The following is a 23,040-nucleotide window of genomic DNA, read 5'->3' as shown; positions in this document are numbered from 1 at the left end:
TTTCTTTTTATACAATTTTTTCAAGAATTCTATGTTTTGCCCTTTTATTGCATTTTATAATAAATGTAATTTCTTGGCAATACGGACGAAAAGGTATCCCTTCGGGAATTTCTTTAATTCTTCCTCACTTAAGCCTTTTAATAATAAAAGCATTGCACCATATACAACAGCTCCCATTACAATCGCAAGTATAGCTGCAATGGCATTTACCTTAATAACAGCAAAAATACCTTTGTAAACGCCAAAGACTACGACACCCATAATGGCAGAAGCTGCCACCGGGATTAAGAAAGTTTTCACAACTTCCTGGCGATAACCACTGTATTTCCGTAAAGACATTGCGTTAAAGAGGCACATAAAGAATGCAAATAAAGCATTCGAATATACCACTGCATAAATACCAAGATGTAAACCAAACATCATCACTAATAGTGCAATCAGATGCAGTCCCAATGCGATAGCCGCATTTTTAACAGGCTCTCTCATCCGGTTAATTCCCTGTAACAATCCATTAGATAATGTGGAAAGAGAATAGAACAAAATTGCAATAGCTCCCGTTGTAAGCATGGTTGCTGCAGTAGTTCCGGTGCTGCCATAAAGATGCAGCAGCTTTAATATCGGTCCTGACAGCACTGCAATTCCAATGGTACAAGGGAATGCAATTACCATAATAAAGCGGATTGCAATATTAATCTGGCTTCGTACGGACTCTCTGTCTTTTCTTGCATACGCACCGGTAAGATTTGGTACACAAGAAGCCGCCATCGCAGCAGCAATGGAAATCGGAATATTGATAATGGTCTTATATTTTCCGGAAAAGATTCCCCACCAGACATCAATATCATCCGGCTTATAGCCCTGTAGTTCCGCTACGTTCTTATAGATACCCTGATCTAAAATTGCACTGATATTATAAATTGTGGTACTTAAAAGTACCGGAACAATGGTCATAATCAGTACACGAAAGACATTCTGATAGGATTCTGTTTTGCTGCTGGTATCCCGGCGCATCTGTCGTTTAAAAATACGTTTGTATGCCAGAAACAACATTCCAAGGAATAAAAGTGCAAACACCGCTCCCATATTGGTACCCAGTGTTCCGCCTGCAGCACCGTAAGCAGAACCATACTTTTCCTTATTTCCAAGCACTGCTCCGATTCTTGCCCCATATCCATAGAGGATATAGGCAGCTGCAATACTGACAATCGCATTGACAATCTGTTCGATAATCTGTGAAATGGCACTCGGCATCATGGTACCAAGTCCCTGGAAAAATCCACGTAAGACTCCTAATACAGCAACTACCAGTATCGTCGGTGCCAGAACCTTCAATGCAAAAATACTAAGGGGCGTATTCAGCATGTTTGTGAAGAATGACGCACCAAAGAAAAGAATCAAACTTGCAGTAAGTCCGGTACCGGTTGCTAAAAGCAGGGCACCTTTTACAATTCGATATGCATTTTTTCTTTGCCCCTTCGAGACACGGGCAGATACCAGCTTGGATACCGCCAATGGCAGGCTGTATGCAGAAATAATCAGCAGGATATTATAAATTTCAAAGGCTGCACTGTAATAACTGTTACCGGTATCTCCAATGATATTGGTCATCGGGATACGATAGAGCAGACCGATTATCCTGCTGACTATAGAGGCAATTGCAAGAATGGAACCCTGTACTAAAAAGTTGGAGTCACTCTTTTTTCCTGAACTCATAAATTTACCTCAAGTAATTTTCGAAATAATTATTTTGCGGAAGGTGGTGTAAACTCATCTTCTGTTGCATAGATATTTAATTTCTTCTCCATATCATTTAACAATACACATACCATGGTCTTACCCTGATTTAATGTGATTTCATTTCCGGAAGCGTCATAGTATCTGGTTGGCTCGTTTTCGCTTGCTTTCTTCCATGTCACATCTATTACTTTACCGTTAGTAATATATTTTCCGGTTCCTTCACCGGTGCTCTCAACATCCAGATAACCGTGTGCATCATCTAACTTGGTATAATCGCAGTACTGAAGCAGAATGTTCTTAAAAGCAAGCTGTGTGCCTGTATTTTCATCCATATGCTCTTTTTTATACTGGAAACGATAGTATAAACCATCTTCACTGTTATATACAAACCAAGGATTGTTTACATAATATCCCGGCTGAACCACTGCTGCATCTGCTCCGTCTGTAAGTTCAATTTCTTTTTCATCATCTTCATTAAACTGATAATGTCCTTCATAATCGGAAGGCAGCTCGGTATCATAACCTTTTAATTCAATTCCGGCATCAATACCATCTGTGCTTACAAATGCATTGTGTGGAGCCTTTCTTGACTTGTCACGATAGAAAGTAGCAGAATCAATGGCACCCTCTAAACCGTTTAAGTCCTCAACTTTGCCACTCTCTAACAGCTCAGTTGCGTAAATTGCCTGTCCGTAATGAATATAAATTGCATCAAATTCCATTGCATAATATGCATAGTAGTGACGGCAGCTTCTTACCGAACCAATCTTGTCTAATCCGGAATAATCCTGGAAAATTGGCATCAGACGGGTAATTCCGCCTTCAGCAGGAGCTTCGTAAAGTACGTCTGCCTGTGACAGTCCATACTGTGGCAATGCATCATTGGTATTTCCAATCATGATTGCAACCGGTTTCTTCTTTGCTAAATCTTTATCAATCCATTCACCGGTCAGGTAACTTCTTGCCATACCATCTTTGCCGGTTTTGGTTTCGGTTTCAGGTTCTGCTTCAGAAACGGTTTCTGTCGGTTCCGGAGCTTCCTCTTTTTTCTTACATCCAGCTAAAAGACTGGTTGCCATCAGTGTCATGCATAAAACAATACTTAATCTCTTTTTCATGATGTTCCTCCATTTTTATCTTAAAATATTTAAGCATTCTAAAATCTCGCGCTGCTTTCCTTCCATCAATGCAGCTTCCTGCTCTTCCATGTGGTCGTAACCAAACAGATGCAGCATACTATGTACAATCAGAAATGCAAATTCTCTTTGCATACTGTGGCCATATTCCTCTGCCTGTTCCCTGACCTTGTCCACAGAAATAATAATATCCCCCAGCAGAATTTCCCCTGTATCCGGATTAAAGCAATCCTCCGTCTGATTCTCTATCTGGGAAAAATCTCCCGGTACATCATATTCTAACATTGGAAAGGATAAAACGTCCGTCGGGCGGTCTATCTCCCGGAACTCTTTATTAACCTTCCAGATACCTTCGTTATCTGTCAGTGTAAGACTGATTTCTGCTTCAAAAGGAAAATGCTCATGTTCCATTGTAAACGATATTACATCTTTTGCAAGTGTTTCATAATCAAAATCGAAGGTAACCTCCGCTTCTTTTTCTATCGCAAGGCTCAAAACAAATCCGCTCCTTTCGTTAAAAACTCTCTGATTTTAATAAACTGGTTCATGCCAAGATTCGCTTCATCATATAATCCGGCAGCCGATTTTTCGTTTAATGTCTGATAAATAATAATATCATGATTCCAGCTGTTCTTCACGGTTTCCTTGTCCAAAAGTTCAAATTTGGTAACAATACTGTCCACAATATGTACGATTGCGGACTCTATAGAACTAATAGCATTTAATTCACCATTGTATTCGCTTAGAATCTTAACCACGTTTTTCGGGAAACAGTTAATCTCAGCAAGACGAACTCCATTTTCTACAAACGGTTCTCCCTCCAGCTTGCCAATCCGGTAGTAAAATCCTGCCGCAGCTACCGTTTTATCATCTGCCCCAAGCTCCTTTGCACATTCTTCTGCCACACTCGAAACTTTACGGGCATGTGCATAATCAATTTCCGAATAGTTTTTAATCTCCTGTACCAGTGGAAAATTTTCTGCAATAATTTCAGCTAAAGTACGTTCTTTTTCATGCTTCGTATAATAATACAGCCTGTCCGCAAAAAAGTACGAAAAAACTGCAGTCAGTATCATGCTGCATCCTGCGGATAAGTACTGATGATAATTGATTTCAAAGCTGCTGATGTAATAGAAGATACTCGGAACAGCAAACGACAATGCAACAGTCATGATGCATCCATAAATTTTATATTTTTTCTGGCTGATTACCATAAGCAGAATTCCGGAAAGTACCGTCAGCATAGTATATGCCGCATATTCATAAAAACTGCCGCTGGAACACATGCAAAGCAGTGTATTAAAATAAATTCCACCTAAAATACCAATCAGCTCATTTCCGCCACAGGAAAGAATCATGACCGGAATCATGACCGGTGCCATATATGCCGGCATAAAAAAGAAACCCACATAACAGGCTGCTGCTGCAAGAAAGCAAAGAAACAGCTGATGAAAATCACTTTTTTCATTCCGGTTCAGATGCCCTCTGATACGTTCCATTTCAATCACTGCAATCAGCAATGGCAGATATAAAGCATTTATAAAAACAAGTACCAGTACACGGTCTATGGTAAACTTGCAGATTATTGCCAGAAAAACAGAATAAATCGCAACGGAAATAAGGATTCCCAGCATACGAATCATTCTTTTGGGTGAAAATCTATCTTCCTTCATTTTTCGTTACTCTTTTCGTTCTTTTATTTGCTTTTGATTCATAATCGTCATAGGCTTTTACAATCTTCTGTACCAAAGGATGTCTTACTACGTCAGCGCTGGTCAATTTGCAGACGGATATCTCATCTACATTTCGAAGTACACGTAATGCCACATCCAGTCCCGACTTCGTTCCCGGAGCCAGATCCTTCTGGGTAGCATCTCCGGTCACCACAACCTTGGAGCCAAATCCAATACGTGTTAAAAACATCTTCATCTGTGCCGGTGTAGTATTCTGTGCCTCATCCAAGATAATAAATGCATTATCTAAGGTACGGCCTCTCATATAAGCCAATGGTGCGACCTCAATAAGCCCCTTTTCCATATTCCGCTGAAAGCTTTCTGCTCCCATAATCTGATACAGTGCATCATACAGCGGGCGAAGATACGGATCTACCTTGCTCTGTAAATCTCCCGGAAGAAATCCTAATTTCTCACCGGCTTCAATTGCAGGACGGGTTAAAATAATACGATTTACTTCTTCATTCTTAAATGCGGTAATTGCCATGGCCATGGCAAGATAAGTCTTTCCGGTTCCGGCAGGCCCGATTCCAAATACAATCATCTGCTTACGGATGGCATCCACATAAGCCTTCTGCCCTAAAGTCTTTGGTTTCACCGGTTTGCCGTTTATCGTATGGCAGATGCAGTCCTTATCGATTTCTACCAACGAGCCTTCTTTATGTTCTCCCAAAAGAGAAAGTGTATATGCAACCTTCTGCTCATCAATCATGTTTCCTCTCTCTGCCAGTTGTAAAAGTTCTGCAAACACCTTGCATGCACCCTCTACATTTGCGGTATCTCCAATGACTTTGATTCCTTCATTGCGGGGCACTACCGTAACATTTAAGGTCCGTTCAATCAATTTTATATTATGGTCAAATTGTCCGAAAATATTGGAAACATGCTCTGCCGGTATATCAATTCTTGTTTCATTCAAGCTCATTTAATACTAGCCCTTCCTCTGTGTCTTCTGTATCAGGTGCTGTAAGCTGTTCCGTTTCGTGCCTTAAAGCAGCTTTTGTGCGCACTTTGATGATTCCTTCCATGATACAGTTTTTATCGTCCATATCTATAATAACATTTTTTTCTAAAATTTGAATATTTTTTTCTGCTAAATGTGACAAATAAATATTAAAATTTTCTGTAGCAACCGCTTCTGCCTGCTCTTTCGTATAAATTGCCTGTTCTGTCCGATACTCTTTTAAAGTACTAGAATAGATTCCGAGTGGCAGATAAAAGTCCCCATGAAGGCAAAGCTGCTTATAATCCGTGGTTTTGTCTGCACATTCAAATTCACCGCTTAATGCCGGAAGTGTTATTACTTTTCCAAAGAAATCAATAGCATACCGTTTCTTTTTTGCACCGGTCATTCTTTTTTCTTCATGGACAAGGGAAAATTTATCATGGTAGGAATATTCCGTCAGCAGATATATATCCGCATCCGCATTGCAATATTCATAGGCATACCGTTCCCCGCTGTCATTAGTCAAATCAATCCTGCCACTTACTAATATATCTCCTGCCTTTACTGCATCGCCGTTCTTTACTAGTGGGGTTCCATTTCTTGTAATAATTGATTCCACTGTCGCATCCTCTTCTGCTATCAGGTCTGAAGCTTCATACGGCAATTCTTCCATTGCTTCCTGCTGTACCAGATTTTCCTTGATTAATACCGTCATTTTCGTTCCGTAAATCTGTACCGATGCCCAGATGATTTCCGGAAACTGTGCCCGCAGATCCCGTTCTAACTGTTCGCAGTCAATTGTACGAATCCGGTCTCCGTAACCACAATCCTCCTCATCAAGAAATGTTAAAACGGTTTCTGTCGTAACAGATGAATTACCATCTACCTCCACATTCCAGAGAAATCGTGATAAAAACCACACCAGACCAGCTGCGAGAATTACTCCCATCAGGAAGCATTTTCGTTTCCGGTAACGGTTCATCCAGAACGGAAATCCTATTTTGCGCAGAATCCGAATCCTGCATCCGGTCTTGCTTATGAACGGACGGATACTCCAAAATGCACGAATGCTGATAAAAAAGTGATAAACATCTTCCTCTTTTCGAAGATTCCAGATTAAAATATTGTGATTGCCACACAGATTTAAAAATCGTTCCGGGGCATAACCACTTAAGACTACCTCAAGGTAACCGCCTATATATTTAAACAGGGAAAGTGTTGTCATAGAAAACCTCTATTCATACTCAATACTTTGGATGATTCCTGTTATTTTCATCTCTTCATTCGTATAATAGGAAATGTTGAGATTCTTCCCACGAACAAGAATCCGGCAGCTTTTCGCCTGAATCCTGATATATTCTTTCTCGTATTCTAAGATTCCCTTATAATTTTCCAACAGCAGTTCCCTGTTACCCATAACGGTTACAATTGCTGCCCGGTAGACTAAGTCTTTCGGCAGTTCTAAGGATTCCACCATATGATTTTTAAAATCTTTTTTTAACTCTTTCTTATTGTTTTTCCTCATATATAACTATATGAGTTTTTTTCTTTTCTATGCGGTAATATATTTTAAAACTGTTTCCGGTGCATCCAGTGGCTCTTTACTGAAAAGAAATGCATTTTGAACCAGTTCCTTTGCATCGTTGCATTTTGCTGCATCATTACCATATAATTCGGCCAGACATTCTCCTTTTTTTACGCTGTCTCCTATTTTTTTCTTAAGGCGGATACCGACAGTTAAATCAATCTGACTCTCCTTTGTCTCTCTGCCGCCGCCAAGGCTCATGCAGGCAGTTCCAATTGCCATAGCATTTAAAGCTTCTACATATCCATCTTCCGGTGCGATGATGGTTTCTGTAATTGCTGCTTTTGCCAATAACTGCGGATGATAAACCTGTTCCTTTCTGCCACCCTGTGCTTCTACAAAGTCTGCAAATTTATCCAGTGCTTTTCCGCTTGCAATGACTTTCTCCATCATTGTTCTTGCTTCGTTTTCATCTTCTGCTACACCGGCAGCCTTTAACATAAGATACCCTAATGCATAGACAACATCCATCAGATCCTTTGGCCCTTTTCCATTCAATGCTTCAATGGCTTCCTGCACTTCCACAATATTGCCTACTGTATTGCCAAGGGGCTGTGACATATCTGTAATAACCGCATAAGTTTTCTTTCCAGCACCATTTCCGATGGCCACCATAATCCGGGCAAGTTCCTCTGCCTTTTCCACAGTCTGCATGAATGCACCGTTTCCGGTCTTTACGTCAAGGACAATAGCATCCGATCCGCTGGCTAATTTCTTACTCATAATGCTGCTGGCAATTAAGGATTTCTCCGCTACCGTAGCAGTGACATCCCGGAGTGCATACAGCTTCTTATCTGCTGGTGCAAGATTAGCAGTCTGTCCCGCAATTGCAACGCCAACCTCTGATACCTGCTTTAAAAAGGCTCCTTCTGATATGGATGTGCTGAATCCTTCAAAGCATTCTAACTTATCAATGGTTCCGCCGGTATGACCCAATCCTCTTCCGGACATTTTTGCTACCGGAACACCAAGTGCAGCAATAATTGGTGTCAGAATCAGAGAGGTCTTATCTCCTACACCACCGGTGCTGTGTTTATCCACCTTTACGCCTTTAATACCGGATAAATCAAGCACATCTCCGCTATCCCGCATAGCAAGTGTTAATGCCAGTGTCTCATCGTGATTCATTCCCTGAAAACAGATTGCCATCAGCATGGCTGACATCTGATAATCCGGAATTTCACCGGTTGTAAATGCATTTATCATCCACTGGATTTCTTCTTTGCTTAAAGCAGCTCCTTCCTTTTTCTTTAAAATGAGGTCGTACATCCTCATAAAATCTCCTCCTTTTATCCGTTTCTTCTATTTATGATACGGTTGCTTATTTGTGATACGGTTCATGATTGATAATCCGATAGCTCCGGTATAACTGCTCCAATAAAATAACACGCATCAGCTGGTGCGGAAATGTCATCTTCGAAAAGCTTATTTTTTCATCTGCACGTTTTAATACTTCATCCGCAATTCCAAGGGAGCCTCCGATCACAAGAACGATATGGCTGTTGCCCTTTACCATCAAGTCACTGACTTTTTCCGATAAAGCAACAGAATCCAGCATTTTTCCGTTGATTGCAAGGGCAATGACGTAGCAGTTCTTTCCCTCTAAATATTTTAAAAGACGTTCCCCCTCTTTATGACGAATCTGCTGTTCCTCTGCCTCGGATGCTCCATCCGGTGTTTTCTCATCTGCCACTTCCACAATTTCAAGCTTACAGTATCTGCCCAGTCTTTTTTCGTACTCGGCAATGGCATCCCTGAAATATTTTTCTTTGATTTTTCCTACGCATAATATTGTTATCTTCATACTTGCAGTATACCTTATTTCAGAAATACAGACAAGGTTATTGTATCGTCGGATAAAATCACTTATAATAGTATTATTATAACGAAAGGTCAGGTACATAACATGGTATACAAGGAGAAAGATGCCCAGCTGGAAGATAATCGTTCTACCGCTTATACATTCCTTGGAGTTGGAATTGCCGGTCTGATTTTTGTCATTCTTTTTGCTCTGGACATCATCAAATTACCAATGGCTGATTATATGCGTGTTATTATGATTGTTGTAATGTCTGTTCTGTTTGTTATTTTTCTTGGAATCGGAATTACACATTTCCGTAAAATCAACCAGATGTCTGCGGATGCAGATATGGAAAGCAGACGCACCAGCGAAATTATGGAATGGTTCTCTTCAAACTATACTGCGGAAGAAATCGACCATGTCAGTGGTGCTGACAGCGAGCCTTCCATGGAGCAGCGTTACTTTATCCGTTCCGACAAAATTGCCGCACTTCTTCATGCTAAATTTGCCGGTCTGCCGGAGGATTATGAAGAACATATCTTAGAAAAGATTTATGCCGCTTACTATTCAGACACCAATGAATAAACAGCAGATTTCTGCTTAAATATAATACAATCAAAGGAGTAACAAAATGAAATTATTAGAAGACAAAATTCTTGCAGAAGGAATCGCAGAAAGTGAAAACATTTTAAAGGTTGACAGCTTTATTAATCATCAGGTGGATCCTGAATTAATGAAGAAAATGGGCAAAGATATTGCAGAACATTATAAAGGAAAAGGTATCACACGTATTGCTACCATCGAAAGCTCCGGTATTGCTCCGGCTCTTATGGCTGCAGAAGCATTAGGCGTTCCACTTGTTATTTTAAAGAAACAGCCTTCTAAAATTTTAAATCATGATTTATATCAGACTGTTGTAACTTCTTATACCAAAGGAACCAGCTATGAATTAACCATTTCCGCAAAATACATCAGCGAAAATGACCACATTCTTATCGTGGATGATTTCCTTGCCAACGGCGAAGCTGCTACCGGTGCTATCCGCCTAATCCGTAAAGCACATGCCACCATCGCAGGTGTCAGTGTCTTAATCGAAAAAGCATTCCAGCCTGGTCGTGAAAAATTGGAGGAACAGGGCATCGATGTTTATTCTTTAGCAAGAGTATCCAGACTTGACAAGGGTGTCATTGAATTTGTAAAAGAAGACTAATTTTTAAAATCCCCGGAACGAAGGCAGATAAGAAACATTCTTATCTGCCTTTGTTCATCTGCCATAGCTTATTCCGGCAGATAAATGTAATTATATCTTATCACTGGGCTTGCCAGTCCATGGTCATCTACCACAAGAATAGACAACACATTATTGCCCTGTGGCATTTCAAGTGGTTCACTGTATACATCAGAATCCTGTGTTGGTGTTGAGCCATCCCAGGTATAGTAAGCAGTGGAACCAGCGGGAACCTGTATACTGATGCTCTGCGCATCATAATATGTTCCGGCCGCAGGTGTTACATTAGCAGAATCCGGAGCTTCAAAAGTAATTTCATAATCTGCTTCTGCAATCTCACTATAAAAGCCTCTTGCGTCCTTTGCTACTGCTTTGATGGTATATTCTTTCTCATCCTCTAAAGAAATCGGTTCTGTATATTCCATTCCCTTTTCAATCGGAGAATCACCATTTAACGTATAATAAATGGTACAGTCTGAGTCTGCCATCAGTTCAATTTCAATCGTATCATTGTATTCCCCGGCTTCTTCCGAAAACTCCGGAGCCTTTACTTCATAATTATCAAACAGCGCTTTTATTTTATCAGAGTCTGATTGTTCATATAAATCCTGTAGTTTATCATATTCCTTTTGCTTATCATATAAGGCAATCAGCATCTGATACGCTTCTTCATTGTTCTTATCAAGGGTAAGTATCTGTAACAAATACGCTTCTTCTGATGTTTCATCTTTTCGGAGACGGTACAAATCAGCCATCCGGAGTAATACATCCACATTATCCGGCTGCAATTTCTCAGCCTGTTCAAAATAGGTCAATGCCTTGGTATAATTCTTCTCTTCCGTGTAACTGATTCCCTTCTGATACTGATAATCAAAAGATTTCTTATGGCTGTTCTGCACCAGAAGAACAATGATAACACCAATGATTGCAATAGCAATCAGAACTGATACTGTAATCAGAAGTCTTTTCTGTTTCTTTTTCTGTTCTGCCTCTTTCTTTTTCTTCTGGCTGTTTTTCAATGATTTTTTCTTCTTTCCGTTGGAAGAGGTATTCTTATTCGGTTTATCGTCTTCTTCTAATAATTCTTTTAAAATATCCTCTTCCACATTATAATCCGGAACAATCTGTGCTTCTTTTCCACATACAGAACAGTATACACAGCCTAATTTTATTTCTGCTCCACAATTTGCACACTTCATAGCCTTCTCCTATTCATGTCTCATAGTTTCCACACAATTGTTCATTAACATTGCAATGGTCATTGGTCCGACTCCACCCGGAACCGGTGTAATCGCACTACAAAGCTGCTCTACTTCATCAAATTTTACATCACCGGAAAGTTTATTGTTCTCATCGCGATGAATTCCTACATCAATGACAACTGCACCATCTTTTACATAGGATGCATCAATAAATTCTTTTTTCCCAATTGCAACAATCAGAATATCTGCCTCTTTACAGATTTCCTTTAAATTACGGGTTTTTGAATGCGTTACTGTAACAGTTGCATTCTCACGCAGCATTAAGATTGCCATCGGTTTTCCAACAATATTGCTTCTTCCAACGATAACACAGTGTTTTCCCTCAATATCAATGTCAGAACGCTTTAGAAGCTGGATGATTCCGGCTGGTGTGCAGGAAATATATCCTTTCTGTCCAATCATCAATGCGCCGACATTTTCCGGATGGAAACCATCTACATCCTTCTTCGGAGAAATGGCACGGATTACCGCATCCTCATCAATGCCCTCTGGCAATGGAAGCTGTACCAAAATGCCTTTTACATGTTCTTCTTTATTCAATTTATCGATTAAAGCCAGTAATTCATCCTGGGAAGTCTCTTCCGGAAGCTCATAAGAAAGAGAATCTATCCCAATATATTCACAGGCACGTTTTTTGTTTCTGACATATACACTGGATGCAGGGTCATTTCCCACCTGGATTACAGCAAGTGCTCCTGTGATTCCCTGTTCCTTTAACTGTGCTACTTCTTCTTTTAATTCATCTTTTATTTCAGCAGAAATTCTTTTTCCATCAATTAATAATGCCATGATACCTCCTAAAATAATCCTGTAATTACGCCATCATTGGTTACATCAATATTATTTGCAGCCGGTACTTTCGGAAGTCCAGGCATGGTCATAATAGAGCCGGTAATAGCTACTACAAAGCCTGCTCCGGCAGATACATATACTTCACGGACATTTACGGTAAAGCCAGTCGGTCTGCCAAGCTTTGATGCATCATCAGAAAGAGAATACTGGGTCTTTGCCATACATACAGGGAAATTGCCCATCCCCATTTCTTCAATATGTTTTAATTCTTTTAATGCAGCCTTGCTGTAAGTTACATCATCTGCTCCATAAATCTCAGTTGCAATCGTCTTAATCTTATCCATAAGAGACATCTCATCGTCATACAGAGGTTTGAAATGTGCTTCTTTATGATCTAAAGTATCCAGTACTTTCTTTGCAAGTTCGATTCCGCCTTCGCCACCTTTTTCCCATACTTCAGATAATGCGAATTCACAGTTTCTTTCCTTGCAGAAGTTCTCTACAAATGCAATTTCTTCTTTGGTATCGGTTACAAAGGAGTTTAAGGTAACTACTACCGGTACACCAAATTTTTGAAGGTTCTCGATATGTTTCTCTAAGTTTACAATTCCCTTCTTTAAGCTTTCCAAATCTTCCTTTGCAAGGTCTGCCTTTGGAACCCCACCGTTATATTTTAATGCACGAATGGTTGCTACCAGTACAACTGCGTCCGGTTTAAGTCCAGCCTTACGGCACTTGATATCAAAGAATTTCTCAGCACCAAGGTCAGCACCAAAACCGGCCTCTGTAATTGCAATATCACCTAATTTTAAAGCTGTCTTTGTAGCGCGGACACTGTTGCATCCATGAGCAATATTTGCAAATGGTCCACCATGAACAATGGCCGGATTGTGCTCTAATGTCTGAATCAGATTTGGTTTGATGGCATCTTTTAGGAGTGCTGCCATAGAACCGGTTGCATGTAAATCATCTGCCGTAATCGGATTTCCGTCAAAGGAATAGGCAACTATGATTCTGCCCAGACGGCGTTTCAAATCTTCCATATTGTCCGCCAGACATAAAACAGCCATAATTTCAGATGCCACTGTAATGATGAAATGGTCTTCACGTACCATACCATCCATCTTGCTTCCAAGACCGATTACAATATTTCTAAGTGCACGGTCATTCATATCCATACAACGTTTCCATACTACCTGACGTGGGTCAATTCCAAGCTGGTTGCCCTGCTGGATATGATTATCTAATAATGCTGCCAACAGGTTATTTGCGGATGTGATTGCATGGAAATCTCCGGTAAAATGCAGATTTAAATCTTCCATCGGAACTACCTGCGCATATCCACCACCTGCAGCTCCACCTTTGATTCCAAAGCACGGTCCTAAAGACGGCTCACGAAGTGCAAGTACCGCTTTTTTACCAAGTAAAGCCATCGCCTCACCAAGTCCGATACTTGTTGTGGTCTTTCCTTCGCCGGCAGGTGTCGGGTTAATAGCTGTTACAAGAACCAGTTTGCCATCTTCCCTGTCTTTTACAGACTCCCATAATTCATCGGAAATCTTTGCTTTGTATTTTCCGTAAAATTCCAGCTCATCCTCGTTTATTCCGAGCTTCTCAGCCACTTCCTTAATATGTACCAGTTCTGCTTCCTGTGCAATTTCAATATCTGACTTCATCTTCATTTCCTCCTCATGGATTGTATTCTATAAATCTTTCTTAATTACCCTCTTCAATAAATGCTTCCAGCTGTTCCGGAGACATTAACACCTGTCGCGGCTTGGTCCCTTCATCCGGTCCTACTACACCCGCTTCTTCCAGCTGATCCATAATTCTTGCCGCCCGGTTAAAACCAACTTTAAAATAACGCTGAATCATTCCGATGGAACCTTTATCTTTATCAATCAAAAGCTTTGCAGCATCCAAGAAATAAGCATCTCTGTCATTTCCATCACCAGATGCCGCATCAGCACCAGTGCTTGCGGATACAGAAATATTGTTCATCCGCTCTTCAATATCACTACTGTAGCCTTCTCCCTCATTGTGTTCCTTTAAGAATTCAACCACATCTGATACCTCTTTATCGGATACAAACGCACCCTGTACACGAAGCGGTTTCTGTAAGCCCTGCGGATAATAAAGCATATCGCCTTTTCCTAAAAGCTTTTCCGCACCGTTCATATCAAGAATGGTTCTTGAATCCACACCGGACGTTACAGAAAATGCGATTCGGGATGGCATATTTGCTTTAATCAGTCCGGTAATGACATTTACGGAAGGACGCTGTGTTGCAATGACAAGATGGATTCCTGCGGCTCTTGCAAGCTGCGCCAACCGGCAGATAGCATCTTCCACATCCCCCGGTGCAACCATCATCAAATCCGCCAGCTCGTCCACAATAATTACAATCTGCGGCATCTTCTTTGGCTTATCCGGGTCATCAATATCTTTGATTCCTTCTATTTTCTGGTTATAGCCCTTCAGATCACGGACACCGTATTCTGCAAATTTCTGATAACGGTCTGTCATTTCAGCTACCGCCCAGTGCAATGCACCTGCCGCCTTCTTCGGATCTGTAACAACCGGAATAAACAGATGTGGGATTCCATTGTATACACTTAACTCAACCACCTTCGGGTCAATCATGATAAGCTTTACATCCTCCGGATCTGCTCGGTACAAAATACTCATAATAATTGTATTGATACAGACCGATTTACCGGAACCGGTAGCTCCTGCAATCAATAGATGCGGCATCTTTGCAATGTCCGCAATCATGACTTTTCCGGCAATATCTTTTCCGGCTGCAAAAGCAATCGGTGATTTATTGGCATGAAATTCCTCTGACTCTACCAAATCACGGAACATAACCGGAATACTTTCTTTATTCGGCACCTCGATACCAATGGCTGCTTTACCCGGAATCGGTGCTTCAATCCGGATATCCGCCGCCGCAAGATTCATCTTGATATCATCGGACAAATTTACGATTTTGCTGACCTTTACACCCATTTCCGGCTGGAATTCATATCTCGTTACTGCTGGTCCGCAGTTGATAGCCGTAATTGTAATATTAATTCCAAAATTCTTTAGAGTCTCTTTTAATTTTGCTGCTGTCTGATTCAGATAATCCCTGGTATCACCAGAAGCACCTGTATTTCCTTTTTTCAGCAAATCTACCGGCGGGAATACATATCTGCCACCGGAACTTTCCTGTTTTACGATGGATTCTTCTACTGCCGCCACTTCATCTTCGATTTCCATCTTGTCCTGCTTTTTATTTTTCCTTGGCTTTTCTTCTTCCATTACAGGATGCGCCGGTTCTTTTGGCAGATTGCTTTCTGCCTTTTCTGCAACAGGTTCCGGCTCAAATGCAGGCTCAATTACCGGTTTTACCTCTGTTCTATGTATGGTTGCCACCGGCTCATTCAGTGTGTGAATTACCGGCTCCCGCCATACCGGCGGTTCCACTCCCTGACTGCCGTTGGCTGCCGTAAGTACAACTTTATTTTCTTCCTGTACCACAGGCATATCTTCGATATCACTTAAGGTAATTTCATTAATATCATCTGATTTAACTTTCTTTTTATCTGGGGATGGTAATTTGGTATCCAATGCCACACCACTTACCTTCTTCTCCATCCGCCGTCTTGCCTGCTCTTTTTCTCTTTCTTTCTCCCGCTCCTCCCGGCGTTCCTTTGCTGCATCCATTCGGCGGATTGCATCATCCTTGGCAGAATCGTAAATGACTTTTCCGCCTTTTTGCATGCCCTTCATAATAGAACGTTCCGTAATCAGCACAAGGGAAATTATCAAAACGATAATATCAATGACATAAGTACCCGGCACACCAAAATTCGGACACAGAAGCTGTTCTAATAATCCACCGATTATACCGCCACCAGCCTTATTTTCAAAGCCATAGCGGAAAGCGGATATTGCTCCTGCTTCCTTGCTGCTGTCTGTTACCATCTGCACAAACAGGCATAAAAAGGATACAAATAATATCGCCGCTACAATTTTGACTGCTGCTACTTTATTTTCCCGGTTAGACACTGCGAACACCACGGCTAAAAAGAAACAGATTGGGAATACATATGCCATTAATCCAAATATTCCAAAGAAAAAGGAACTGACTCCGCTTCCGATTTTTCCACCGATTCCAAAATTAGCAAGCAGCAAAACAATACAGACTGCCAGTGCAATCCAAAGAATCACTTCATTCCGGAAGGATTCCTGCTGTTCCCGCTGTTTTCTTGCCTTTGATGCTGTTGTTCCCGTTGTTTTTTTCTTCTGAGTTGTCTTTTTTCTAGTTCCAGTTGCCATTTCAATCTCCCGTTTACATATAGAAATATCCTCCAATTGATACCAGTCCCATTATGAGACAGTAGATGGAAAATATCGTGAATTTCTTTTTGCGCACTACTACCAGCATGGTCTTAATGCAGATATAACCGACTATCGCTGCCACCAGCGTTCCAACTATGTAATTCAAAATATCTGCAGACTGTAATGCTGCAAATTCAACATCCTTAATCTCTACTACCAATGCTCCAAGTATTGCCGGAATAGACATGATAAAAGAATATTTTACCGCAAATTTGCGGGTCATTCCGGTAGAAAGACATGCTGTGATTGTGGTTCCTGACCGCGATAAGCCCGGCATGGTTGCGATTCCCTGACTGATACCGATTAAAAATGCATTGGTATAAGTTACCTGCTTTGGTGTCTTGCCGCCATCCGGAATCCGGTCTGCAATAAATAAAAGTACTGCCGTAATAATAAGGCAGATTCCAGGAACCAGTAAAATCTGCTCTGCCGCAGACACCAGATCTTTCGCTGCAATTCCAATAATTCCGGTTGGAATCGTGGAAACAATGACAAGCATCACAAATTTCCGGTAACTATTATGCACGATTTTACGGTATGGTAAATCTTCTTTTGTTATCACACGTTTAAAAAAGGTTGCCACATTTACAAAAGAATCACCAATAATGGCAAAGCCTTCTTTAATCATGCGGAATATATCCTTATAATATACAATAAATACGGCAATCAGTGTTCCGATGTGAAGCAGAATATCAAAAAACATTCCGCCGGTTTCTATTTGAAAAAACTGTTTAAATATTGCCAGATGACCGGAACTGCTTACCGGCAGAAATTCGGTTAATCCCTGTATCAGACCTAATAAAACAGACTGTAATAATGACATAGCTGCCTCCTTGGTATCTCTTATCGCTCACTACAGTTACTTGTATAAAATTATCAACACCGTGCATTAGTATACCATATTTTGATGCGTTTGTCATTACAGGCATTCGTTTTTCTGTTCTCTTATAATCTCATGCAATTTATGAAGTGCCCGGTCGATTCCGCCCACTTCATCAATCAACCCTTCTTTTACTGCATCCGCTCCTACGAGAATGGTTCCAAGATCCTTTGTCAGCATGGTGGTATTCATCATGAGCTGCTCTAATCTTTTTTCGTCTGCTCTGCTGTGGAATGCTATAAAATGAATAATCCTATCCTGCATCTGCTGGAAATAATCATAAGTCGGCGGTGCTCCGATTACCGTACCGCTCATACGCACCGGATGGATGACCATGGTTCCCGATGGCACAATAAAAGAATAGTCCGTTGAAACCGCCAGCGGCACACCAATGGAATGACTTCCGCCTAAGACAAGGGACACCGTCGGTTTACTTAAGGAAGATAGCATTTCTGCAATGGCAAGTCCGGATTCCACATCACCGCCTACTGTATTCAAAAGCACAAGAACACCATCCACCTGGTCAGAATCTTCTATTTCTGCAAGCTTCGGCAGTACATGCTCATATTTCGTTGTCTTGGTATTGGAAGAAAGACATTCATGACCTTCAATCTCACCAATCACCGATAATAAATGAATCTTCTGATGCCATCGGCTGTCAGATAAGGAAATCTGCCCGGATTCCCTGATCAGTTCCTGATCGTCTAACTGTTCCTTTTTCGATTCATCTTTTTTCCGTTCTTTGTTTTCTGTTTTTTCTAGTTTTGATTCTGTATTTTGTAATTCTGCATTTTTGTTTTCTGCATTTTTCAATTCCACATTTGGGACTTTTTTCTTTGGCAGCACTTTGTTTTCTTTCTGCTCCATATCGGATGCTCCCTTCTTTCTGTCTGGATTATTTCTCGCTACTCGCGAAAAAAATAAGACAGGCAGTTTTACACTGTCTGTCTTATTATCTACATGATATTCTTTTTTTATACCGGCCAGCCCTTTAAATAATTGTAAAGGTTCTCATAACGGCACTTAGAACTCTTCCAGGAGAAGTCTTTTGCCATGCCACGGTCAATAATCTGGTTCCACTGTTTCTTCTTGTCAAAGAAAATGTGTTTGGAATAATTAATGACAGAAAGCATTTCCTCCCCATTGTAATTACTGAATGAGAATCCATCTCCGGTATTCTCATATTCATTATATGGAACAACAGTATCTTTTAATCCACCAGTCTCGCGGACGATTGGCACTGTTCCGTAGCGGAACGAAATAAGCTGTGTCAGTCCACATGGCTCAAACCGGGATGGCATTAAGAAGGCATCGGCAGATGCATATAACTTATGCGCCAGGTCATCGGAGTAACAGATATTTGCAGACACACGATCCGGATATTTCCATGCATAATAACGGAACATATTCTCATACTGACCTTCACCAGTTCCGATTACTACAAGCTGTGTAAAGTCATCTACGATACGGTCGATAACGAAGTTAATCAAATCTAAGCCCTTCTGGTCTGTCAGACGGGAAATCAGACCAATCATATATTTCTTCTTATCTACGTTCAGTCCTAAGTCTTCCTGCAATTTCAGCTTGTTATTGACTTTCTTCTTGCGGAATGACTCAGCATCATAGTTACAGTAAATCTTATTATCTGTTGCCGGGTTGTAAACCTGATAATCGATACCGTTTACAATTCCCTGCATATCATAATGACGGGCGGAAAGCAGACCATTTAAACCTTCCCCATAATATTCTGTCTGAATCTCATTGGCATAAGAATCACTGACTGTGGTAATGTAGTCTGCATAAACCAGACCACCCTTTAACATATTAGCATCTTTCTTATATTCCAGCTTATCCGGTGTGAAGAGTGATGCCGGAAGTCCGGTTAACCCCCGCATGGTCTTAATATCCCATACACCCTGGAATTTTAAGTTATGAATAGTCATAACAGATTTCATACCCCAGAAGAACATATCTCCCTGAAACTCGTTTTTCAGATATACCGGAATGAGACCTGTTTCCCAGTCATGACAATGGATAATATCCGGCTGGAAGCCGATAACAGGAAGCATAGATAATACTGCCTTATCAAAGAAACAGAATTTTTCGATATCCTGTCTGATATTTCCATAAGGTGAAAAACAATCAAAATACTCTTTATTATCGATAAAGTAATATGTAATTCCATCTAATTCATATTTTAATACGCCCACATATTTGCTTGGGATATAAGAACCTGTTCCCATGTAAAAATGTGTTACATATTCAAACTGGCTCCGGAAATGTTCCGGTATACAACTATAGTTTGGAATTACCACACGAATATCCCAATACTGAGGGTCAAATTCCTTTGGCAGTGCACCACACACGTCCGCAAGCCCTCCGGTTTTAATAAATGGTACACATTCTGATGCTGCAAATAGAATTTTCTTCATTTTGCTACCCCTTTCTGCTTAAACATTCTCCAATGCCTGTTCCAGGTCTGCTATGATGTCTTTTACATTTTCCGTTCCAACGGAAAGCCGGATTAAATCCGGTGCTACACCTGCTTCAATTAACTGCTCATCTGTCATCTGACGATGTGTATGGCTGGCAGGATGCAGGACACAGGTTCTGGAATCTGCTACATGTGTTACAATTGCAGCTAATTTCAGATGATCCATAAAGGATACGGATACTTCCCTACCACCCTTTAAGCCAAATGCAATAACACCACAGGTGCCATTTGGCATATATTTTTCTGCCAGTGCATGATATTTGTTATCCCTTAAGCCCGGATAATCTACCCATGCCACTTTATCATTTGCATTTAAATATTCTGCTACCTTCTGGGCATTTTCACAATGTCTTGGCACTCTTAAATGTAAAGTTTCCAGCCCGACATTCAGTAAGAAAGAATTCATTGGGGATGGAATGGAACCAAGGTCACGCATAAGCTGTGCTGTTGCTTTTTCGATATAAGCCAGCTTACCAAATTTCTGAGTGTATACAATTCCATGATAAGATTCATCCGGCTGTGTCAGTCCCGGATATTTATCCTTATATTTCTCCCAATCAAAATTACCACTGTCAACGATACATCCACCCACTGCCATGGCATGTCCGTCCATATACTTGGTAGTAGAATGAGTTACGATATCTGCTCCCCATTCAAAAGGTCTGCAGTTAATCGGTGTTGCAAATGTATTATCTACGATAAGTGGTACCCCATGTGCATGGGCAACATGTGCAAACTTCTCAATATCAAGTACTACAAGGGATGGATTAGATAAGGTCTCCGCAATCACCGCCTTGGTATTTGGTAAAAATGCCGCTGAAAGCTCTTCTTCCGATGCATCCGGATCCACAAAGGTACAGGAAATCCCCTGTTTCTTAAGTGTGGTTCCCAGCAGATTAAAGGTTCCACCATATAAGGAGCTGGATGCCACAATATGGTCTCCTGCTTCACAGATATTAAATACTGCAAAATAGTTGGCTGCCTGTCCGGATGAGGTCAGCATTGCTGCTATACCGCCCTCTAAATCTGCAATCTTTGCAGCTACTGCATCATTGGTCGGATTCTGAAGTCTCGTATAAAAATATCCGGCTTCCTCTAAATCAAATAACCGTCCCATCTGGTCACTGGTATCATACTTAAATGTAGTGCTCTGGTAAATCGGTAATACTCTCGGTTCCCCCTTGGTTGGTTTCCAGCCAGACTGAATACATTTTGTCTCAATCTGATAATTCTCTTCCATCTTTCCTTCTCCTTTATACCATATGTAATATATTATTAGAAAATACCTGCATCTATCTATCATTGTCTCTGATAAATGCAGGTATCAGTTTTATTCCTCCCAGTTGTGATATACTTCCTGTACATCATCATCTTCATCCAGAAGATCTAGGATTCTCTGGATATTGGTAATATCTTTCTCGTCTGTTAAAGAAACATAAGTCTGAGGAATCATGGTAACCTCAGCACTTGCCATTGGAATATTTTCTGCTTCCAAAGCTTCACGTACTGCACTGAAATCATCCGGTGCTGTAATTACTTCAAAGCTGTCTTCCTCTTCTGAGAAATCCTCTGCTCCGGCATCCAATGCCATCATCATCAAATCGTCTGCATCCATATCGCAGTCTTCCTTGGCAATGATAATCTGACCCTTCTGGTCAAAAAGGTAAGATACACAGCCCTGTGTTCCGATATTTCCCTGACCCTTTGTAAATGCATTCCTTACATTTGCAGCGGTACGGTTCTTGTTATCGGTTAATGCGTCTACAATAATTGCAGTTCCGCTTGGACCGTATCCTTCATAAGTAACCTGTACATAATTTACGGAATCACCGTCTCCGGCTGCTTTTTTAATACCACGCTCGATGGTATCGTTTGGCATATTATTCGCCTTTGCTTTTGCAATTACGTCTCTTAATTTACTGTTGTTAGCAGGGTCTGCTCCACCCTCTTTTACCGCAATTGCAATTTCACGTCCTATAATTGTAAATATTTTTCCTTTTGCCGCATCATTTTTCTCTTTCTTATGTTTGATATTGGCAAACTTGGAATGTCCTGACATAATAAATCCTCTTTTCTATCCGTATTTCGTGTATTATTCTACCATTTTTTCATCCTGCTGACAAGTCGCAGTGTCAGACTCGGCAGATTCTGACCTTTCCGGAACAACATGTACATATTTTATCATCTTATCTTCCACGGAAAGTACTTCGAAAATATAGCCTTTGTATTTTACTTCAAAGACTTCGTGCTCCGATGGAATTTTATCAATAAGCGAAATCAGAAGGCCATTTAAGGTGTCATAATCCTCATCTTCAAAATCAAGATTCAGTGCTTCCCCTACTTCCTCTAACGGTGTCATTCCATTCATTACAAATGTTCCGTCCGGTTTCTTCTCTATATAGGTATCTTCCTCGTCATGTTCATCTAAAATATTTCCGACGATTTCCTCTAAGATATCCTCCATGGTGACCAGTCCGGCTGTCTGACCATATTCATCCACAACAATTACCATATGCTCTTTTGCCGACTGCATCTCCTGAAACAATGCATTGATGTTGCGTGTCTCCGGTATGAAATCCACCGGACGGATTAACCCGTCAATTTCCTTAATCGGCTTCTTTAAAAGCTCCGGTTGTCTGCTGTAGGATAAGGTCTCTTTGATATGTAATACTCCGATAATATTGTCTATGGTATCAGAGTATACCGGCATTCTCGAATAATGGCTGTCTATCACCAGAGTGATTACATCTTCAAAAATGTCATTTCCATCCAGTGCAGAAATATTTTTACGGTGTGTCATAATATCACCGGCTTCTTTATCACCAAATTCAAAGATATTATGTATCATCTCCGCTTCATTTTCCCGAAGGACTCCCTGCTCATGGCCTTCATTTACCATGGAAATAATTTCTTCCTCTGTTACATCCTCGGAATCTTTGAATGGAAGTTTATGAAAAATTTTTTTAAAAAATCCTGTATTCGGACTCCCTCCGTCATCCATTTTTGAATACTCTCCTTTTTATACATATTTCTGAAAAATATAACATTTTAGGCAAAAAT

Annotated in this window: 21 protein-coding genes; 2 read left to right on the top strand and 19 right to left on the bottom strand. The window is 40.7% G+C overall.

Annotated elements, in window-relative coordinates:
* Positions 1 to 54: 54 nt before the first annotated feature.
* Genes DWV68_RS03135 through rlmH form a run of 9 tightly spaced genes read right to left on the bottom strand, consistent with a single transcriptional unit; the run spans position 55 to position 8,941 of the window.
* Positions 55 to 1,713 carry a putative polysaccharide biosynthesis protein gene (locus DWV68_RS03135; protein WP_118057448.1) on the bottom strand — a complete coding sequence of 553 codons (1,659 nt, stop codon included), beginning with the start codon at positions 1,711 to 1,713 and terminating at the stop codon, positions 55 to 57.
* A gap of 29 nt (positions 1,714 to 1,742) precedes the next feature.
* Positions 1,743 to 2,855: a DUF3048 domain-containing protein gene (locus DWV68_RS03130; protein ID WP_118665032.1), complete on the bottom strand. Its 1,113-nt coding sequence runs from the start codon at positions 2,853 to 2,855 to the stop codon at positions 1,743 to 1,745.
* A gap of 15 nt (positions 2,856 to 2,870) precedes the next feature.
* Positions 2,871 to 3,368: an rRNA maturation RNase YbeY gene (ybeY, locus tag DWV68_RS03125; protein ID WP_117946943.1), complete on the bottom strand. Its 498-nt coding sequence runs from the start codon at positions 3,366 to 3,368 to the stop codon at positions 2,871 to 2,873.
* Positions 3,365 to 4,546, bottom strand: a complete 1,182-nt coding sequence (locus DWV68_RS03120) for a hypothetical protein (protein WP_022243794.1) — start codon at positions 4,544 to 4,546, stop codon at positions 3,365 to 3,367. Before DWV68_RS03120 ends, ybeY begins: the two co-directional genes overlap by 4 nt.
* The gene (locus DWV68_RS03115; RefSeq protein ID WP_022243793.1) at positions 4,533 to 5,531 is read right to left on the bottom strand and encodes a PhoH family protein; all 999 of its coding nucleotides are present in this window, start codon (positions 5,529 to 5,531) and stop codon (positions 4,533 to 4,535) included. The genes DWV68_RS03120 and DWV68_RS03115 overlap by 14 nt, the downstream gene beginning before the upstream one ends.
* Complete coding sequence (locus tag DWV68_RS03110; protein WP_118057446.1) at positions 5,518 to 6,777, bottom strand: sporulation protein YqfD; 1,260 nt, start codon at positions 6,775 to 6,777, stop codon at positions 5,518 to 5,520. Before DWV68_RS03110 ends, DWV68_RS03115 begins: the two co-directional genes overlap by 14 nt.
* 9 nt (positions 6,778 to 6,786) lie before the next feature.
* On the bottom strand, positions 6,787 to 7,077 hold the full coding sequence (locus DWV68_RS03105; RefSeq protein WP_227700104.1) for a YabP/YqfC family sporulation protein: 291 nt from the start codon (positions 7,075 to 7,077) through the stop codon (positions 6,787 to 6,789).
* A 27-nt stretch (positions 7,078 to 7,104) separates the two neighbouring features.
* Positions 7,105 to 8,412: a pyrimidine-nucleoside phosphorylase gene (locus DWV68_RS03100; RefSeq protein ID WP_197420805.1), complete on the bottom strand. Its 1,308-nt coding sequence runs from the start codon at positions 8,410 to 8,412 to the stop codon at positions 7,105 to 7,107.
* Positions 8,413 to 8,458: 46 nt separating this feature from the next.
* A complete protein-coding gene (gene rlmH, locus DWV68_RS03095) occupies positions 8,459 to 8,941 on the bottom strand; it encodes a 23S rRNA (pseudouridine(1915)-N(3))-methyltransferase RlmH (RefSeq protein WP_117841040.1) in 483 nt (160 codons plus the stop codon).
* Between the two features lie 102 nt (positions 8,942 to 9,043).
* On the opposite strand from rlmH, the gene DWV68_RS03090 reads away from it, so the two are divergent.
* Together DWV68_RS03090 and DWV68_RS03085 are read left to right on the top strand one after the other, a co-directional pair.
* On the top strand, positions 9,044 to 9,523 hold the full coding sequence (locus DWV68_RS03090) for a hypothetical protein (RefSeq protein WP_118057445.1): 480 nt from the start codon (positions 9,044 to 9,046) through the stop codon (positions 9,521 to 9,523).
* Between the two features lie 46 nt (positions 9,524 to 9,569).
* A complete protein-coding gene (locus DWV68_RS03085; protein ID WP_117698389.1) occupies positions 9,570 to 10,148 on the top strand; it encodes a xanthine phosphoribosyltransferase in 579 nt (192 codons plus the stop codon).
* Positions 10,149 to 10,216: 68 nt separating this feature from the next.
* Here DWV68_RS03085 and DWV68_RS03080 read toward each other — a convergent pair whose 3' ends face one another.
* The 10 genes from DWV68_RS03080 to DWV68_RS03035 all read right to left on the bottom strand — a co-directional run bounded on the left by DWV68_RS03080 (position 10,217) and on the right by DWV68_RS03035 (position 22,981).
* Positions 10,217 to 11,365, bottom strand: coding sequence for a chitobiase/beta-hexosaminidase C-terminal domain-containing protein (locus tag DWV68_RS03080; RefSeq protein ID WP_118665030.1), 1,149 nt, complete (start codon positions 11,363 to 11,365; stop codon positions 10,217 to 10,219).
* A gap of 9 nt (positions 11,366 to 11,374) precedes the next feature.
* A complete protein-coding gene (gene folD, locus DWV68_RS03075; protein ID WP_118665028.1) occupies positions 11,375 to 12,217 on the bottom strand; it encodes a bifunctional methylenetetrahydrofolate dehydrogenase/methenyltetrahydrofolate cyclohydrolase FolD in 843 nt (280 codons plus the stop codon).
* A gap of 8 nt (positions 12,218 to 12,225) precedes the next feature.
* Positions 12,226 to 13,896, bottom strand: a complete 1,671-nt coding sequence (locus DWV68_RS03070; RefSeq protein WP_117841037.1) for a formate--tetrahydrofolate ligase — start codon at positions 13,894 to 13,896, stop codon at positions 12,226 to 12,228.
* A gap of 40 nt (positions 13,897 to 13,936) precedes the next feature.
* Positions 13,937 to 16,543, bottom strand: a complete 2,607-nt coding sequence (locus DWV68_RS03065) for an FtsK/SpoIIIE family DNA translocase (RefSeq protein WP_118665026.1) — start codon at positions 16,541 to 16,543, stop codon at positions 13,937 to 13,939.
* 13 nt (positions 16,544 to 16,556) lie between these two features.
* Entirely contained in the window at positions 16,557 to 17,429 is an 873-nt protein-coding gene (locus tag DWV68_RS03060; protein WP_197420804.1) for an undecaprenyl-diphosphate phosphatase, read from the bottom strand.
* Positions 17,430 to 17,525: 96 nt separating this feature from the next.
* Positions 17,526 to 18,353, bottom strand: a complete 828-nt coding sequence (locus DWV68_RS03055) for a ClpP family protease (RefSeq protein WP_118172598.1) — start codon at positions 18,351 to 18,353, stop codon at positions 17,526 to 17,528.
* 107 nt (positions 18,354 to 18,460) lie between these two features.
* Positions 18,461 to 19,918, bottom strand: a complete 1,458-nt coding sequence (glgA, locus tag DWV68_RS03050; protein WP_118665024.1) for a glycogen synthase GlgA — start codon at positions 19,916 to 19,918, stop codon at positions 18,461 to 18,463.
* Between the two features lie 18 nt (positions 19,919 to 19,936).
* Positions 19,937 to 21,220: an O-acetylhomoserine aminocarboxypropyltransferase/cysteine synthase family protein gene (locus tag DWV68_RS03045; RefSeq protein ID WP_022243779.1), complete on the bottom strand. Its 1,284-nt coding sequence runs from the start codon at positions 21,218 to 21,220 to the stop codon at positions 19,937 to 19,939.
* A 90-nt stretch (positions 21,221 to 21,310) separates the two neighbouring features.
* Positions 21,311 to 22,039, bottom strand: a complete 729-nt coding sequence (locus tag DWV68_RS03040) for a YebC/PmpR family DNA-binding transcriptional regulator (protein ID WP_022243778.1) — start codon at positions 22,037 to 22,039, stop codon at positions 21,311 to 21,313.
* Positions 22,040 to 22,072: 33 nt separating this feature from the next.
* Positions 22,073 to 22,981 (bottom strand): hemolysin family protein, encoded by a 909-nt coding sequence (locus tag DWV68_RS03035; protein WP_022243777.1) that lies wholly within the window; start codon positions 22,979 to 22,981, stop codon positions 22,073 to 22,075.
* Between the last annotated feature and the right edge of the window lie 59 nt (positions 22,982 to 23,040).

The sequence above is a fragment of the Roseburia sp. AF12-17LB genome, from assembly GCF_003479605.1.
Classification (GTDB): Bacteria; Bacillota; Clostridia; order Lachnospirales; family Lachnospiraceae; genus Roseburia_C; species Roseburia_C amylophila.
The sequence above is the reverse complement of the archived record's forward strand: the minus strand, read 5'-3'. Positions and strand labels throughout refer to the sequence as shown.

Excerpts from the sequence above, each read along its gene's own strand:
- folD (WP_118665028.1), bottom strand. The coding sequence starts at position 12,217 with ATGGCATTATTAATTGATGGAAAAAGAATTTCTGCTGAAATAAAAGAT.
- DWV68_RS03110 (WP_118057446.1), bottom strand. The coding sequence starts at position 6,777 with ATGACAACACTTTCCCTGTTTAAATATATAGGCGGTTACCTTGAGGTA.
- DWV68_RS03040 (WP_022243778.1), bottom strand. The coding sequence starts at position 22,039 with ATGTCAGGACATTCCAAGTTTGCCAATATCAAACATAAGAAAGAGAAA.
- DWV68_RS03100 (WP_197420805.1), bottom strand. The coding sequence starts at position 8,412 with ATGAGGATGTACGACCTCATTTTAAAGAAAAAGGAAGGAGCTGCTTTA.
- glgA (WP_118665024.1), bottom strand. The coding sequence starts at position 19,918 with ATGAAGAAAATTCTATTTGCAGCATCAGAATGTGTACCATTTATTAAA.
- DWV68_RS03035 (WP_022243777.1), bottom strand. The coding sequence starts at position 22,981 with ATGGATGACGGAGGGAGTCCGAATACAGGATTTTTTAAAAAAATTTTT.
- DWV68_RS03060 (WP_197420804.1), bottom strand. The coding sequence starts at position 17,429 with ATGTCATTATTACAGTCTGTTTTATTAGGTCTGATACAGGGATTAACC.
- DWV68_RS03105 (WP_227700104.1), bottom strand. The coding sequence starts at position 7,077 with ATGAGGAAAAACAATAAGAAAGAGTTAAAAAAAGATTTTAAAAATCAT.
- DWV68_RS03065 (WP_118665026.1), bottom strand. The coding sequence starts at position 16,543 with ATGGCAACTGGAACTAGAAAAAAGACAACTCAGAAGAAAAAAACAACG.
- DWV68_RS03055 (WP_118172598.1), bottom strand. The coding sequence starts at position 18,353 with ATGGAGCAGAAAGAAAACAAAGTGCTGCCAAAGAAAAAAGTCCCAAAT.
- DWV68_RS03115 (WP_022243793.1), bottom strand. The coding sequence starts at position 5,531 with ATGAGCTTGAATGAAACAAGAATTGATATACCGGCAGAGCATGTTTCC.
- DWV68_RS03135 (WP_118057448.1), bottom strand. The coding sequence starts at position 1,713 with ATGAGTTCAGGAAAAAAGAGTGACTCCAACTTTTTAGTACAGGGTTCC.
- DWV68_RS03120 (WP_022243794.1), bottom strand. The coding sequence starts at position 4,546 with ATGAAGGAAGATAGATTTTCACCCAAAAGAATGATTCGTATGCTGGGA.
- DWV68_RS03045 (WP_022243779.1), bottom strand. The coding sequence starts at position 21,220 with ATGGAAGAGAATTATCAGATTGAGACAAAATGTATTCAGTCTGGCTGG.
- rlmH (WP_117841040.1), bottom strand. The coding sequence starts at position 8,941 with ATGAAGATAACAATATTATGCGTAGGAAAAATCAAAGAAAAATATTTC.
- DWV68_RS03085 (WP_117698389.1), top strand. The coding sequence starts at position 9,570 with ATGAAATTATTAGAAGACAAAATTCTTGCAGAAGGAATCGCAGAAAGT.
- DWV68_RS03090 (WP_118057445.1), top strand. The coding sequence starts at position 9,044 with ATGGTATACAAGGAGAAAGATGCCCAGCTGGAAGATAATCGTTCTACC.
- DWV68_RS03080 (WP_118665030.1), bottom strand. The coding sequence starts at position 11,365 with ATGAAGTGTGCAAATTGTGGAGCAGAAATAAAATTAGGCTGTGTATAC.
- DWV68_RS03130 (WP_118665032.1), bottom strand. The coding sequence starts at position 2,855 with ATGAAAAAGAGATTAAGTATTGTTTTATGCATGACACTGATGGCAACC.
- DWV68_RS03070 (WP_117841037.1), bottom strand. The coding sequence starts at position 13,896 with ATGAAGTCAGATATTGAAATTGCACAGGAAGCAGAACTGGTACATATT.